This window comes from Streptomyces sp. TLI_146 (genome assembly GCF_002846415.1).
Lineage (GTDB): Bacteria > Actinomycetota > Actinomycetes > Streptomycetales > Streptomycetaceae > Streptomyces.
Genome location: NZ_PJMX01000001.1, coordinates 5,957,168 through 5,972,228, shown reverse-complemented (window position 1 = coordinate 5,972,228; position 15,061 = coordinate 5,957,168). Strand labels below are relative to the sequence as shown.

10 protein-coding genes are annotated in these 15,061 nt (G+C 72.8%); all 10 read right to left on the bottom strand.

Annotated features, from left to right (window positions below; translation table 11 throughout):
• Nucleotides 1-105: 105 nt before the first annotated feature.
• A complete protein-coding gene (locus tag BX283_RS26860) occupies nucleotides 106-1,626 on the bottom strand; it encodes an MFS transporter (protein ID WP_101390076.1) in 1,521 nt (506 codons plus the stop codon).
• Nucleotides 1,627-2,019: 393 nt separating this feature from the next.
• On the bottom strand, nucleotides 2,020-2,901 hold the full coding sequence (locus BX283_RS26855; protein ID WP_101390075.1) for a sigma-70 family RNA polymerase sigma factor: 882 nt from the start codon (nucleotides 2,899-2,901) through the stop codon (nucleotides 2,020-2,022).
• Between the two features lie 160 nt (nucleotides 2,902-3,061).
• Nucleotides 3,062-3,520: a carboxymuconolactone decarboxylase family protein gene (locus BX283_RS26850; RefSeq protein WP_101390074.1), complete on the bottom strand. Its 459-nt coding sequence runs from the start codon at nucleotides 3,518-3,520 to the stop codon at nucleotides 3,062-3,064.
• 59 nt (nucleotides 3,521-3,579) lie between these two features.
• Entirely contained in the window at nucleotides 3,580-4,290 is a 711-nt protein-coding gene (locus BX283_RS26845; protein ID WP_101390073.1) for an SDR family oxidoreductase, read from the bottom strand.
• 60 nt (nucleotides 4,291-4,350) lie between these two features.
• Nucleotides 4,351-5,604, bottom strand: coding sequence for an acyltransferase (locus tag BX283_RS26840; RefSeq protein WP_101390072.1), 1,254 nt, complete (start codon nucleotides 5,602-5,604; stop codon nucleotides 4,351-4,353).
• A gap of 324 nt (nucleotides 5,605-5,928) precedes the next feature.
• Nucleotides 5,929-8,916, bottom strand: a complete 2,988-nt coding sequence (gene fxsT / locus BX283_RS26835; RefSeq protein ID WP_101390071.1) for an FxSxx-COOH system tetratricopeptide repeat protein — start codon at nucleotides 8,914-8,916, stop codon at nucleotides 5,929-5,931.
• 94 nt (nucleotides 8,917-9,010) lie between these two features.
• On the bottom strand, nucleotides 9,011-10,249 hold the full coding sequence (locus BX283_RS26830) for an FxsB family cyclophane-forming radical SAM/SPASM peptide maturase (protein WP_257583885.1): 1,239 nt from the start codon (nucleotides 10,247-10,249) through the stop codon (nucleotides 9,011-9,013).
• Entirely contained in the window at nucleotides 10,246-10,503 is a 258-nt protein-coding gene (locus tag BX283_RS26825; protein ID WP_101390070.1) for a hypothetical protein, read from the bottom strand. Before BX283_RS26825 ends, BX283_RS26830 begins: the two co-directional genes overlap by 4 nt.
• Complete coding sequence (locus tag BX283_RS26820; protein WP_180357260.1) at nucleotides 10,500-13,913, bottom strand: SAV_2336 N-terminal domain-related protein; 3,414 nt, start codon at nucleotides 13,911-13,913, stop codon at nucleotides 10,500-10,502. Before BX283_RS26820 ends, BX283_RS26825 begins: the two co-directional genes overlap by 4 nt.
• Before the next feature lie 5 nt (nucleotides 13,914-13,918).
• Nucleotides 13,919-14,920 carry a MoxR family ATPase gene (locus BX283_RS26815; RefSeq protein ID WP_101390069.1) on the bottom strand — a complete coding sequence of 334 codons (1,002 nt, stop codon included), beginning with the start codon at nucleotides 14,918-14,920 and terminating at the stop codon, nucleotides 13,919-13,921.
• Nucleotides 14,921-15,061: the final 141 nt, after the last annotated feature.

The following is a 15,061-nucleotide window of genomic DNA, read 5'->3' as shown; positions in this document are numbered from 1 at the left end:
CCGGCCCCCGTTCAGCGACCGATGGCGCTCCTCCGCCAGGTGTCGGAGGAGCGCCACGGCCTGCCCAGCCCTATGCGGCGAGCGGGCGGTTCACAGAGGTCAGTACTACTTCTCCACCCCGGCGGTCTCGGGCGTACCCGCGACCTCCGCGTCACCGTTGCCGTGCGCGTGCGCCGAGCTCATCGACTGCGCGCCCTTCGGCATGAAGAACAGCGCGACGAGGAGGGCGCCGAAGCAGAGGATCGCGGCGGAGAGGAAGGCGTGGTGGTTGGCCGTCGCCTGGATGTCGTGGATCTTGCCGGGGTCGCCACCGGTCTTGGCGAGCTTGTCCTCCAGGCCGTTGTACGCGATGGTCGCGATCACGGCGAGGCCGAGGGCGCCACCGGCCTCCTGGCTGGTGTTGATGAGACCGGCGCCGATGCCCGCCTCCTCGTCCGGGATGCCGACGAACGCGGCGATCTGGAGCGTCACGAAGACCATGCCGCAGCCGAGGCCGAGCAGGACGAACGCGGGCAGCAGGTGCGTCGGGTACGAGCTGCCGGCGCCGGTGCGCCACAGGATCAGCAGGCCGGAGGTGGTCAGCGTCAGACCCACGGCGAGCACCGGGCGGGCGGCCATCTTGGTGATCATGCCGGAGGCGATGCCGGCGCCGACCGCCACCGCGAGGGCGAGCGGCACATAGGCGAAGCCGGCCTTCATCGGCGAGTATCCGAACGCCTGCTGCATGAAGAGGCTGGCGAAGAAGAACAGCGCACCGAACGTACCGAAGACCAGGATCGCGGAGAGGTTGGCGACGCGCATCGTCTTGAGGCGGAAGATGCGCAGCGGCATCATCGGCGCCTCGACCTTGGTCTCGATGACGAGGAAGGCGACGAGCAGGACGGCGACACCGATCAGGCTGCCGATCGTACGGGCGGTGCCCCAGCCGACGTTGATGGCCTCACCGAGGGTGAAGATGAGGAGCAGCAGACCGGCCGTGAGGGTCGCGGCGCCCGCGAAGTCGAAGCGCTGGCGCGGCGCGTCCGACTTGCTCTCGGGCAGGATGCGCGGGGCCAGGAGCACCACGCCCAGACCGATCGGCACGTTGATCCAGAAGATCCACTCCCAGCCCGGGCCGTCGGCCAGGACGCCACCGAGCATCACGCCGACGATCGAGGCGATACCGGCCAGCGAACCCCAGACACCCAGCGCCTTGTTGCGCTCGGCGCCCTCGGGGAAGGTGTTGGTGAGGATCGAGAGCGCGGCGGGGGCGATCATCGAGGAGCCGAGGCCCTGGAAGCCACGCGAGGTGATCAGCATGGCGGCGTTCTGCGCGAGGCCCGAGGTGAGCGAGGCCAGGGCGAACACCACGAAGCCGGTCATCAGGAGCCGCCGGCGCCCGAAGGTGTCGGCGAGCCGGCCGCTGAGCAGCAGGAAGCCGCCGAGCACGGTGGAGTAGGCGGTCACGATGTAGTTGAGACTGACATCGGACATGTCGAGCCCGTCCTGGATGGACGGGAGGGCGAGGTTCACGATCGACACGTCGAGGAAGACCATGAACTGGCCCAGGCACAGGAACGCCAGGATCAGGCCGGGCTTCACGCCCGTCGCGGGTCCCGACCTCGGGAGTGAGTCGGCGGCAGCCATTGCGAGACTCCTAAATCAATGGGAAATCGAGTGGGTGAGAGCGCCCCCGGCGCTGCCGGATGGCTGCCGGACACAACCGCGTCCGCATACGGAACGCCGCCCGAGAGTTCAGTTCGGGACGCGGGCCATACGTGTCAAAGGCTGCTCTCCATCGGGGGCTTGTTCGTACGGGCGCCCCCGAACGAGGGCGACGGACGCTCCACCGGTGCTGCCCCCCTCGGCTCACCGCCCGGACTCGTCCGTCACTGATATGACGGATCCCGCGCGGCGAATGTGACCGCTGGACGAAAAATAGTTTTAGAACGGTGTCTGACCTGCGGTGATGCGCCCCCACACAGGAGGGCCCGGAACCGCGGTCGCGGTTCCGGGCCCTTTCCCGTACGGGGCGGCGGCTCAGTCCTGGAGCACCGCCAGGTCGAGCTCGCGCAGCCGCGCGGGGTCGGCGATCACATCGATCTCGACGATGACGGCGTCCGTGAACTTGAAGGCCATCACACGGAACTGCTGGCCGCCGCTGTTCGCCACCACGCCCGGCGCCCCGTTGACCAGCGCCGGCTGGGCCGCCTTGGTGAACTGGGCGAAGGTGAGGGCCTGTTTGGCCACCGCCGCCGCGCCGCGGATCACCGACAGCCTGCCGACCTCGGCGTTGACGTCGGTGCGCGCCACCACATCGGGGTCGAGGACCGCGACCAGCGCCTCGAAGTCACCGCCGCGGGCCGCGGCGAGGAAGGCGTCGACGACCTGGCGCTGCCGGGTGAGGTCGGGGTCCGGCACCGGCTCGGCCCCCTGGACGCGGCGGCGCGCCCGGCTGGCGAGCTGGCGGGCCGCGGTCGGGGTGCGGTCGACGATGGGGGCGATCTCGTCGAACGGGACGGCGAACATGTCGTGCAGGACGAACGCGAGCCGCTCGGCGGGCTCCAGCGTCTCCAGGACCACGAGCAGGGCGAGACCGACCGAGTCGGCGATGAGCGCCTGGTGCTCGGGGTCGCCCGCGTCGTCCGGCGCGAGGGCCGGCTCGGTGACCTGGGCGTCCAGCGGGTCCTCGCGCCGGGCCCGGCGCGAGCGCAGCATGTCGAGGCAGACCCGGCCGACGATCGACGTCAGCCAGCCCGCCAGGTTCTCGATGTCGTCGCTGTGGGACCGGCTCAGCCGGATCCAGGCCTCCTGGACGGCGTCGTCCGCCTCGCTCACGGAGCCGAGCATCCGATAGGCCACCGCCCGCAGATGACTCCGGTTCTCCTCGAACCGCTGCGCCAGCCACTCGCGCTCGTCCATCGGTCACATCCTTTTGGTTCGCGTTCCGTCATTCTCCTGACGAACCGGCCCCGGCAAATGTGACAGCGTCCGCCGCCGGTGGGCTCGTTCGGCCGGCCTCTGTGGCGGCCGACTGCCGCACGCCGCCGGGGAACAAGGTCCCCGGCGGCGTGCGACGCGGTCACCAGGCCTGGCCCGCCTGCTGCTTGGTCGAGGCGTTGAGGCGGTTGAACAGGTTGACCACACCTATCTGGAGGACCACGGCGGCCAGCTGCTGCTCGTCGTAGTGCTCGGCGGCCTCGTTCCACACGGCGTCCGGCACCGCGTCCTCGCGGTCCGCGAGCCGGGTGACGTGCTCGGCGAGCGCCAGCGCCGCGCGCTCGGCGTCGCTGTAGAACGGCGTCTCGCGCCAGGCGCCCACCGAGAAGATGCGCTCGTCGGAGACGCCCGCCTTCTGCGCGGCCTTGGCCGACGCGTCCAGGCACGGGCCGCAGCCGTTGATCTGGCTGACGCGCAGGTGGATCAGTTCGAGAACGGCGTCGTCGACACCGGACTTGCGGATCGACTTGATGAGGCCGCCGATGGCCGCCATCGAGTCGGGCAGCACCTGCGCGGGGTTGTTCATACGGGGAGTGGACATCGTTCTGTTCCTTCAGCAGTGCGGGTGTGGGAGGTAACAGCTTGCCGTAACGGCCTTGTCTACCAGGGCAGTTCGCCCTGGTCCTGCACGAACGTGGCGGTGGGGCCGTCCGCGTCCAGGGTGGCGAGCTTCACGGCGATCGCCGCGCCCTGCTCGGCCGACTTGTAGCCTTCGCCCCCGGTGATGTCGGTACGGCACCAGCCCGGGTCGACCGCGTTGACCTTGATCGGGGTGTCCCACAGCTCCTTGGCGTAGGACACCGTGATCATGTTGAGCGCGGTCTTGGAGGAGTTGTACGGCAGGTTGTTGACGTGCCAGATCGGGTGGTCCTGGTTGAGCACGTTGGTGAGCGAGCCCATCTCACTGGACTGGTTGACGATCCGGCCCGCCGGCGACTTGCGCAGCAGCGGCAGGAACGCGTTGGTCACCGCCACGACACCGAACACATTGGTCTCGTAGACCGAGCGGATGGTCTCCAGCGAGGTGGCGCTCGGCTTGCCGTCCTCGTGCGAGACCGTGATACCGGCGTTGTTCACCAGGATGTCGAGCTTGCCGTAGGCGAGGTCGATGTAGGTGGCGGCCTTCTTGATGCTCTCCGGGTCGGTCACATCGATCTGCACGAAGGGCTGGCCGAGCTTCTCGGCGGCGGCTTTGCCGAGCTCCTCGTCGCGCGCGCCCACGATCGCGGTGATGCCCAGCTCGCCGAGCTGGCGCGCGATCTCGAATCCGATTCCTTTGTTGGCACCTGTAATGAGGGCGATGGTCTTCATGGGGGGAATCCTTACAGTCGAATCTTGAACTCCACTTGAATGCAAGTGGTTCGGAGCGGGTCAGCTCGCCGCGGCCTTGGGGTGCCGGGGTTTTGACCAGTTACGGGTGAGGGGGCGCTCGATCAGTGCGTACAGCGCCCACGACGCCAGCAGGGCGATCGTGAATTCCACGAGGACGATGCCGACGGTCTGCGGCACCGAGTACATCTCGTGGCCCAGCCACTTGCGCACATATGCGAGTACGACAAAGTGGACGAGGTAGAAGGCGAAGGAGACTTCGCCGAGCCAGATCATCGCGCGATTGCGGAAGAGTGTGAATTGGTTCCTCGCGTCGGCGGTGGCGGCGGCCGCGATCAGGAAGATGATCGGGACGATGGTCATGGACCGCTGCGAGTAGAGGAACGGCACGTGGGAGGCCCACACATAGCTCCCGGCCAGCAGCAGGCCCGACCAGGTCATGCCGATGTTCCACCAGCGCCCGTGGAGCACCGCCTGCGCGACCAGCATGCCGAGCGCGAAGTCGAGCAGCCGCATCGGCGGGAAGTTGTACGCGAACCAGTACTGGTGCGTGGAGGCGCGGGCGCCGAGTGCCTGGCCGCCGGGGAAGTTGGGGTCGTCCGGCAGCAGCAGGTAGGTGAAGAACGGCGTGGCGATGATGGCCGCCGTCACCCCGGATATCCAGTACTTGAGGTGCCCGGCCTTGATGCGGCGGAATATCTTGTGCAGCAGCGGGAAGGAAAGATAGAAGAGCAATTCGCAGCCCAGCGACCAACTGGGCTGGTTCACGCTGGAGAACACATCGAACTCCGGCACCCATACGTGCACCATGAGCAGGTTCAGTACGGCGGTCCTGGCCGGCGTATAGGCGGAGGCGAAGAGGACCATCGCCAGGCCCCAGGTGATCGCGTAGTTCGGGTAGATCTTCACGATCCTGCGACGCCAGAAGGCGCGTATGGTGTCCGTTTCCCGGACCGCCCAGGTGAGGACGAATCCGCTGAGGACGAAGAAGAACGTCACGCCGAGGGCGCCCGCGTTCCGGGTGAGGTCGAACCAGTCCATCGCCGCGTCGTCGTCCTTCACCAGGCGCAGGAACGGGAACGGCAATCCGGTGTGGTTGAGGAAGACCAGCAGGGCCGCGGGGAAGCGCAGTCCGGTCAGCGAGGGCAGCCGGGTGGCCTCGGGGCGCAGCCAGCCGTCCCGGGTGGCGACCGTGCGTAACCCGGTCGTCCTCCCCAGGCGCGTGGACCGTTTCCCGTGGGACGTGTCGGCTGCCGCGGCCGACGCTCCGGCGCCGATCGTGTCGCCCTGAGTCATGGCACACCCTTCCGAAGGCATGGGGAATCGGCCTCCCGCCCTGACCGGGGGAGGGTTCTCGGCACGCGCCCGATCGTCGCCCACCCGAAGGGAGCGCCCCTTGAGCATTGCTCCGGGCCCCATCAAGGATGTTGACGATCATGCTCCGCTTCAAGGCGGGGCGTCGCGGGGAGAGCACGGAATTCGGCCACCAACTACAGGAACAGCACGTCCACGTCAGGGAATTGCCTGTTCCATGTCAGAGGAACGTCAGAGCCATATCGGATCCGGCCATACGTGGCTTTGCTCACAACCGCCACAGCCACCACATCCGCCCCAGCCGCCTCACACCGGCATCGGCTCGAAGTCCCAGTACGGCCGCGCCCCGCTCCTCATGTAGGCGGTCTGGCGGTGGTTCTCGCCGAGGGCGACGGTCAGTGTCGTCACCGCGTCCCGGAGCAGCTCGGCGGCCTGGGCCCGGCGGCCGAGCGCCCGCAGGTCCTGGGCGAGGCCCGCCTGGAGGTTGACCGCGAGGACATGCGTCTGGCCGACCGAGGTGACCGCCCGCACAAGCGCGGAGCGGCCGAGCTCGGCCGCGCCCGGCAGATCGCCGTCGGCCGCCCGCGCCGAGGCGGCGTTCATGGCGCACCCCAGCGTCCAGGGGTGGACATGGCCGAGCACCCGGGTGAAGGCCCGCAGATTGCGCTCGGAGAGGTCGCGGGCGGCGCGGTGCTCGCCCGTCTCGCGCAGCACCAGTGCCACGTTGTCGTGCGCGCCGATCGTGTACGGGTGCTCCGCGCCCAGCAGCTCCTCGTATCCGGCGGCCGCCTCGGTGGCCAGCGCGTGCGCCTCCTCGTGGCGGCCCAGATCCCTCAGCAGCATGGCGTAGTCGCAGGTGAACGCCGTCGCGTCGGAGCGCCGCAGCATCGCCTCGCGGGCCTCGCAGAGCAGCCCCCTGGCCCGCTCGGGCTCGCCGTCGCGGCGCAGGCACAGGGCCAGGTTGTGCTGGGCGGTGAGCGTCTGGGGGTGGTCGTCGCCCAGGATCTGGCGGTGCAGGCGGTGGTTGTACTCCTGGATGGTCAGCGCCTCCCCGTACCGGCCCATCAGCCGCAGCATCTGGGCCTTGTACAGCCCGGCCTGGAGGGTGAGGTGGTCCTTGCCGCCGAGGACCGAGATGCACTCCTCCAGGACCTCTTCGTGGCGCGAGAGCGACTTGGCGTAGTGGCCCTGGAGGGCGAGGGTGACCGCCAGGTTGTGGCGGATCGCGAGGAGGCGGGGCACCTTCCAGTCGCCGAGCAGGGCAGCGGTCTCCCCCGCCGCCTCCTCGAACAGGGCGCGCGCCTCGGCGTACTTGCCGAGCACCATCAGCGTGCCGCCCAGGCCGTTCTTGGCGCGGACCACCTCGATGCCGCCGCGGCCCTCCGCCATCAGCCGCCGCAGGGTGTCGCGGCCCAGCTCCTCGGCACGTCCGTACTCCCCCAACTGGCGCAACATATGGGCGAGCTGGTGGGTGGCGACCAGGACGAGGCCGTCGGTGGGGCCGGACAGCGGCCGCCAGGACTCCACGGCGAGGCCGCTGAGCCGGCGCCCCTCGCGGAACTCGCCGCGCACCCGCAGGTACTCGATGCAGTTGAGGACGAGGCGGCGCACGTCCGGGTCGGTGGAGGTGAGCGCGCCGGACGGCTCCAGGTGCGGGATGAGCTCCGCGTACCGCGGCCAGTTGTGGGAGCCCGCCGGGTCGCGCGGGTCGGCGGCGACCAGCACCCGGCAGGCGGTGGCGGTGGCCCGCTCGTGGTCCTGCTCGGGCAGGCTGCCGCGGACGAAGCGGTGCAGCAGCCGGTGGATGCGCAGGGAGCCGACGGTACGGGTGCCGAGCCGGCCGGGGTCGTCGTACTCCAGCGGCGTCGACGTCACCCGGGAGAGCGTGCGCAGCGCCGAGTTCCAGCTGCTGGGGTCGGTGACCAGGGCGGCCAGGTGCGGCGGCAGATCGCTGACCCGGGCGTTCTGGAGGAGCCGCAGCGGGACCGAGTCCGGGGAGAAGTGGGCGAGGAGCTTCAGCAGCTCCCAGGCCTCGGCGGAGGTCTCGTGCAGGCTGTTGAGCGTCTTGGACCAGGCGGCCTGGAAGCTGGCCGGGTACTCGCGGGAGGGCATGGTGGAGACGGTGTGCGGGTCGCCCTGGCTGATGCCGCGTACATAGTCGGCGACGGAGGCGGCAGGGTTGTTGGCGATCCAGGTGGCGGTCTGGTCGAGCAGCAGCGGCAGGTCCTGGACGGCCTCGGCGAGCCGGTCGGCGTCCTGCTCGCCGAGCCGCTCGGCGCGGCGGCGGGCGAAGGCGACGCTCTCCTCGCGGTCGAACGGCGGCAGCTGCACCAGCTGGGCGCTCAGGCCGGGCCACTCGGGCGAGTTGGCGGTGACCAGGACGTGCCCGGGGCCCTCCGGGATCAGCTCGCCGACCGCCTCCGGGCTCTCCGCACCGTCGAAGACGACCAGCCAGCGCCGGCCGGTCGCCTCCAGGGCCCCGCGCACGGCCGTGATGACCTCGCCGAGCCGGCTGCCCTGCGGCAGGCCCAGCGCCGGTGCGAGCGCCGCGAACCCCTCGCGGGCGCTGGCCTTGGCGGCGGCGCCGACCCACCAGACGATGTCGTACTCACCCGCGAACCGGTGGACGTACTCCATCGCGGCCTGGGTCTTGCCGACGCCGCTCAGCCCGTGGATCACCACCCGGCCGCCCTCCTCGCCGGAGGCGGCCAGGATGTCGTGGACCCGCTCGAAGGCGTCCTCGCGGCCGGTGAACTGGCGGTTGCGGCGCGGCGCGTTCCAGATCCCGGGGCGGTCGTCGGGGAAGCGGATGGGCCGCTCCAGGACGACCGCGCCGGGGCGGCCCGGCGTCCCGGCGCACTCCAGGACCCGGCGGCGCGCCTCGTCGGGGCCGACCCCGCGCAGCCCGATGGGGCGCAGGGTGGCCGCGGCGGGCGGCAGCGGTTTGGCGGTGACGCTGACGGCGGCCACCCGGTCGCGGTGCTGCGGCAGCGTGTCGCGCAGCAGCCGCGCCCAGCCCTGGTACTTCTCCGAGTCGAAGCGCAGATACCAGTCGTCCAGGACCACCAGGATGTGCCCGGGCGGCTCCAGCAGGTCGGCGAGGGCCGAGTCGGCGGGCTTCAGGTGCAGCGGGTCCCACCGTATGAGGACGGCGGGGTGGCCCGCCCGCTCCAGCTGCTGCCCGATCCAGTCGGCCCAGGCCTGGCTCTGCCCGGCGAAGAGCACGGTGACACGGGGTGACTCCTCGGCCGGCTCGGGCAGCGTGGGCTCCACGGCGCCCTCGTGGTCGGACATGCGGCGGACTCCCTCGGCTCGGGCCGGAAGCTGCGGAATGTGCGCGCGACTTCAATTGTGCGTCACAAAGGTGTCGATGAGCAGGAGTTGACGGTCACCGGCGGCCCCGCTGCGCCCCGTCGGCCTGCGCCAGCCGGGCCGCGATGTGGCGGATCAGCCGCTCCAGGTCGGCGCAGTACACGCTGGGGTGGAGGAATCCGCTGTACGGGGCGTACCGGTGGGCGTAGTTGCCGCCCCCGCACACCTCCCGCACCGGGCACCGCGCACAGTCCGGCGAAAGGCCCTCCGCGCCCAACTGGCGGGCGGCGACGCCGGGATGGCGCAGGGCCCGGTCGAAGGAGTGGCGAAAGACGTCGAGGCCGGTGGCGGAGGCGCCCTCGTACGCCGAGCGCAGCGCGCCCGTCTGCTCGATCGCGCCGTCCGTCTCCACCACCACGGCCACCATCGGGGAGAGCCCCACCGACTCGACCGAGCTCGGCACGCCGAGGAGCAGCGCCACGATCTCCTGGAAGAGCCGCACCCCGGTGCGCATCCGGTCGTCGTCCCACCACAGGTCGAAGACCCGCACCAGCCAGTCCCCGTACGGGGTGGGGCGCGCGCGCCGCCCCGGCACCGGGGCCGGGTTGATTCCGGGCGGCGGCGCGGCCCAGTTGCCGTGCGGCAGCAGCAGGTCGATGCCGGGCGGATCGAGCGTGAGCAGCGAGCGGTAGACGTCCTCGGGGTCGGCGGCGAGGTCGACCGTGCACAGGATCCCCGCGTACGCGGCGGGGCGCCGGGCGAGCAGCCGGGCGGCCGCGGCGACCGCGGGCCAGGAGGAGCGGCCCCGGCGGTCGGTGCGGCGGGTGTTGAGCCGGGCCGCGCCCCCGTCCAGGCTGAGCCCGACCCGGACGCGGGCGGCGGCGAGCCGGTCGAGGGTGCGCGGGGTGAGCAGGGTGCCGTTGGTCTGCACGGTCGCGGTGACCTCGCAGCCGCCGGGCACCACGCCCCGGACGGCCTCGCGCACGGCGCGCCGCACCTCGGCCGCGTACGCCACGACGGGACCGGCCCCGCCGAGCAGCGGCTCGCCGCCGTGCAGGTCGATGCGGAGCGCGGGCAGCCGGTGGGCGGCGGCGTGCTCGGCGATGCGGCGGGCGGTGCGGCGCACGGTCGTCTCGGGCACCCGTGACGGGCGCTCGCGCCAACTCGCGTCCTGGCCGCGGTAGATGTAGCAGTAGTCGCAGGCGAGGTTGCACCGGCTGTGCACCTTCAGGACGAACTGGCGCAGCGGGACGGGCCGCACGGCGTCCGGGTCGAGTTCGCGGTGCGGCCAGCGGGGCTCCTCGGCGGTGGTCACGGCACGTCTTTCCGGCGCGGGTCGCCGGGGCGGGCCGAGGGGGTGTCCGCGAAGTAGGCCCCGGCCGCGGGCGCGTCGCTGAAGTACGCCCCGGCGCGCCCGTCGGCCCCGGGCCGGTGGCACAGGTCTGCGAGGACCGCGGCCAGTACGGGGTGGGCGCACTCGTGCGGGGAGCGGGCCGCCAGGGGGCGCAGGTCCGGTAAGGCCGCGGGGTCCGGCAGCGCCGTCGCCCCATCCGTCGCGGTCGCCGTCACGACGCTCCCAGTTCGCCGTCGAGCCGGTCGGCCGCCGCCCGGCTCAGGGCCTCCGCCTCGGCGTCCGGCCGTCCCGCCGCCGCCGCGTCCGAAAGGATCCGCAGTACCTCAAGGTGCTCCTCCCGTGCCCGGGCCGGTCCCGCCGTGCGCTCCAGGAGCAGCGCCCGCAGCTGGCGCGCCCGCGCCTCCGTCAGCGGCTCCCCGGCCGCCCTGCTCTCCTCCGCGGCCCGCAGCGCGTGGTCGGCCGCCTCGCCGAGCCGGGACGGCGAGCCGGTGCGCTCCGACAGCAGCCGCAGCACCTCGGCGCGCAGCAGCCAGATCCGGGCGAGGACCGCGCTGCGTTCGGTGGCCCTGGCCGCCGCGCCCAGTATCCAGTGGGCCTCGTGCAGGTCCGAGAGGACCTCCTCGGCGCGGAAGCGCTGTACGTGGGCGGCGCCCAGCAGATAGCGCCGGCGGGCGAGTTCGGGGTCGGACTCGGAGGTCTCGTCGAGCGCCCGGCGCAGCGCGCGCACCGCGCCCCGGGCGTCGTCGACGGACTCCTTGGCCCGGGCCCGCGCGGTGAGCGCGCCGCCGAGCTCGGTGAAGGCGGCGGCGCGGCGCGGGTCGTCGGTGCCCATCAGCTCCAGCGCCTCCGACCAGGCCACCACCGCCGAGTCGAGGTGGGTGCGGCTGCGGGTCGACTCGTACCGCTCGCGCAGCACCTTCGCCATCCGCAGCAGGCACACGGCCTGGGCCTCGCGGTCGGGGCCGGCGTAGCGGCGGGCCTGGTCGAGGGCCTGGAGGACGGTCAGCCGGACGGCGTCGTCGGACTCGGCCTGGCTGAGCTCCACGGCGTCGGCGACGTCCAGCCAGGCCCGGCTGACCTCGGCGTCGGTGACCGAGCCCGGCGCCAGGGTCTCGAACCCGGCGTAGAGGTCCTTGGCGGCCCGGTCGGCGTACGCACGGGCGGTGAGCCGCGCCTCCTCGCCGGGTCCGGCGGCCGCGTGGCGGGCGAGGGCGAGCAGCAGCGCGCCGCGCAGCAGCAGGACGTCGGCGGTGCGGTCCTCCCTCAGGAGCGCGTCGGCGACCTGGACCGCGGTGTCCAGGCAGCCGCCCGTCCACCTCGGCTCCAGCTCCGCGAGCCGGCGCAGCACCCGGACCCGGGCCAGCGAGGCGGCCCGCCAGTCGGCGCGCTGGGCGGCGGAGGCCGGGGGGATCCCGCCGATCAGGGCGAGGCTGTTGTGGGCGCGGTTGAGGAACTCCAGGGCGACCTCGTGGGCCGTGCGCTCGACCAGGACCGCCGCGCCGCCCCCCGCTTGCGTGCCCTCCCCTTCGCTACCGGACTCCGCCCGCACCCGGGCCTTCGCCGTCAGCCACCACGCCTCGTCCGCGCCCGCCCGGCCCGACTCCGCCTCGTCCGCCATCGCCTCCAGGATCCGGGCGAGGGTCAGATGGGCGCGGCGCTCGTGCGGCAGCGCGTTCTCCACGGCGTTCAGGGCCTCGCCCAGGTCCTCGCCGAGCCGCCGCAGCTCCCAGCGCAGCAGCAGCGCCTGCGCCAACTCGCCGTACAGATACGCCCGTTCGGCGATCCGCCGCTCGCCCCGCACGGCGGCGGCGAGCAGCTGGACGCCCATGTCGAGGTCGCGGACCGTGCCGTACGAGCGGAACCGGTCCAGGCAGTCGCGGGCGCGCTCGGACAGCTCGCGCGAGCCGGCGCCGTCGGCGCCGCCCGGCCGGACGAACTGGTCGGGCCTGCCGAAGCGCCGCAGCACCTGCGCCGAGACCCGGGCGAAGGGCCGCAGCCGGGAGTCGTCGGACGGCCCGGCGGGCGCGCTGCCCCCGGGGTCGACCGACCCGGCGAGCACGGCCGCGGCGAGCGCGGGAAAGTTGCGCACGGTCCGCCCGTAGCGCCGCTCCACGTACTCCGAGCAGTGCTTGAGCACGAGGATCGCGCTCCCGGCGCCGAGATGTTCGAACAGCTCCTCGCGCACCCCGTCCAGGAAGACGTAGCCGGGCAGCGCGTCCCGGTCGGCGCCCTCCTCGTCGGCGACCCGCAGCAGCCCGCTGAGCAGCACCTCGGCCAGCACCTCGGGCCCGCTGTCGACCAGCATCGCCCGCTGGACCAGCTGCATCACGGGCAGCACCAGCGGCGCCGCCGACAGACAGGCGGCGAGCTGGGCGGCGTCGGGCGAGGCGGTGGCGCGGAACGCGGCGACCCGCTCGGCGGGTGTGAGCGTCCGCTCGGCGCGGGCGCTTCCGGCGGCCGGGGCCTGGTCGGCGCGGACCCGGCCGACCGCGGCCTCCATGGTCTGCTCGGTGGAGCCGCTCACCAGCCGCGCCCAGGCGCCGAACGAGGACTGGCGCAGGGCGAGCACCGGCACCGGGATCCCCCTGGCGTCGCGGCCCCGCTCGGGCCTGCGCGGCCGGAACTCCAGGCGCCCGGCCGGGCCTTCGCGGCGCCGCAGCACGCCCTGCCGGGTGGGCAGGTGGGTGGAGCGCCACATGCGCTGCGGCAGCGGCTGGACCACGGCGAGCGGGGCGGTGCGCGCCCAGCCGTACAGCAGCCGGTGCAGCTGCCCGCTGCGCCACATGGGGCCCGCGCAGTCGCTGAGCAGCAGGGTGAGCTGCCGTCCGGCCGGGTCCCAGAACTGGGAGGGGTCGGCGAGGTGCCCGCCGGGGGCGACGCCGGAGCCGACGCGCGGCCGTCCGTCGGCGCCCTCGTGCAGATAGTGCAGCTGCACCTCGCGGAAGGCCCCGGCCCGCTCGCAGACCTGGCGCAGCTCGTCGAAGGTCTGCTCCCACACCACGGTCGAGGAGGACACGTCCATCAGCAGGGCGAGCCGGGCCTGGCGGCGGCGGTCGGGCCTGAGCACCGGGAGGATCAGCCCGGTGTCGGCCGCCCGGTCGGCGGTGGCCTGCTCGTCGAGGCGGCTGCCGGTGGTGCGGGCGGGCGGGCGGTAGTACTGGAGGGGGCGCAACGCCCGTTGCAGGGCGAGGGGTTCGGGCAGGGTGGCGGCGGCGGGCGCGGCCACCCGCACCCCGTCGGAGCCGTCCGGTGCGCCCCCGGCGTCGCCGCCCGGACCGGGTCCGGTGCCGGGCCCGGGGGTGAACAGATCGGCCCGGCCCTCGTACGGACGGACCGCGGGCCCGCCGGAGCCGCCCTGTTCGGGGACGCGCTCGGCGGTGGCGGGGCCCGTGTCGTCAACGGGGTCCGGCGGCTTGACCGCGGGCCCGGAGTCGACGGGCCGCCCCGCGTCCGGGACCTGCGGCCGGGGCCGGGTGAGCGGCCCGGCGAAGCCCGCCAGCCACAGCGCGTCCGCCAGCTCCTGGGCGGTCGGCTGGATCTCCGCCTCCCGAAGGCGCGCCACGAGGGCCGTGAGCGTGGAGCTCACGGCGCTCTCGGCGGGGCGCGGGCCCCGGGCGGCGGTCATCGGGGTCACCGCTGCCTGGTGTCCAGCGGCCGCAGCAGCAGCTCGGCTATCTCCTGGCGCCGCTCCGGCCCCTCCTCGGTCATCTGCTGGGTGAGGAAGATGGCGTTCAGGAGCTGGTCGGTGGGGCGCAGTTCGCCGTCGCCGTCGTCGCGGGTGAACCGGCTGAGCAGATCGACGTTGCGCTCGTCGGCGCCGGCCCCGAAGTGCGCCTGGACGAAGGCCGCGAGGCGCTCCTCGCGCGGCGGCTCCAGGTGCAGATGGATGCAGCGGCGCAGCAGCGGCGCCGGGAAGTCGCGCTCCCCGTTGCTGGTCAGGACGGTGATCGGGAACGCCTGGCAGCTGATCTTGCCGTTCGGCACCTCGACCCGCTGTCCGTCGTCGGTGAGGACCTTCACCACGTCACGGCCCGGCCGGTCGGCGATCCGCTCCAGCTCGGGCAGCGGGAACTCGCCCTCCTCCAGCACGTTCAGCAGGTCGTTGGGCAGGTCGATGTCGCTCTTGTCGAGCTCGTCGATGAGCAGCACGCGCGGCCGCTTGGCGGGCAGCAGCGCGGTGCCGAGGGGGCCGAGCCGGATGTAGCGGCCGATGTCGTCGGCCTGGCCGTCGGAGAGCTGCGCGTCGTGCAGCCGCCCGATGGCGTCGTACGTGTAGAGCCCGTCCTTGAGCTCGGTGCGGCTGATGATGGGCCACTGCAGGACCCGGCCGAGGCCCAGTTCGTACGCGATGGAGTGCGCCAGCGTCGACTTACCGGAACCGGGCTCGCCGGTGATCAGCAGCGGGCGGCGCAGATACAGCGCGGCGTTGATCAGCTGGAGGGTCTCGGCGTCGTGCGCGGACAGCTCGGAGACGCGGTCGCCGAGCCGGCGCTTGGAGGCGATGTCAATGTCCGGGACCGTGTACGGGCGCGGCTCGCCGCCGAAGGTGCGCCAGCGGGGCGGCGGGGGCAGCGCACGGATCCGCTCCGGATCCGGTGCCCCGAAGCCTCGGTAGATCAGCCAGTCGTCCATCGCTCGCTCCTCGTCGACGGTCGGCGGGGCACCACTTGTAGGCCACGTGTCGTTGCGCCACGTGTCGTTGCGAGTCGAGGTCCAGTCGGAAGGTACCCACTCCCGGGCCGCCGAAATGCGTTTTCCGGACAGCACCTGGGC

What these genes read in the sequence shown, in the direction of transcription:
- BX283_RS26850 (WP_101390074.1), bottom strand. Translation starts at nt 3,520, where the DNA reads ATGTCCACTCCCCGTATGAACAACCCCGCGCAGGTGCTGCCCGACTCG.
- BX283_RS26815 (WP_101390069.1), bottom strand. Translation starts at nt 14,920, where the DNA reads ATGGACGACTGGCTGATCTACCGAGGCTTCGGGGCACCGGATCCGGAG.
- BX283_RS26840 (WP_101390072.1), bottom strand. Translation starts at nt 5,604, where the DNA reads ATGACTCAGGGCGACACGATCGGCGCCGGAGCGTCGGCCGCGGCAGCC.
- BX283_RS26845 (WP_101390073.1), bottom strand. Translation starts at nt 4,290, where the DNA reads ATGAAGACCATCGCCCTCATTACAGGTGCCAACAAAGGAATCGGATTC.
- fxsT (WP_101390071.1), bottom strand. Translation starts at nt 8,916, where the DNA reads ATGTCCGACCACGAGGGCGCCGTGGAGCCCACGCTGCCCGAGCCGGCC.
- BX283_RS26855 (WP_101390075.1), bottom strand. Translation starts at nt 2,901, where the DNA reads ATGGACGAGCGCGAGTGGCTGGCGCAGCGGTTCGAGGAGAACCGGAGT.
- BX283_RS26860 (WP_101390076.1), bottom strand. Translation starts at nt 1,626, where the DNA reads ATGGCTGCCGCCGACTCACTCCCGAGGTCGGGACCCGCGACGGGCGTG.
- BX283_RS26820 (WP_180357260.1), bottom strand. Translation starts at nt 13,913, where the DNA reads ATGACCGCCGCCCGGGGCCCGCGCCCCGCCGAGAGCGCCGTGAGCTCC.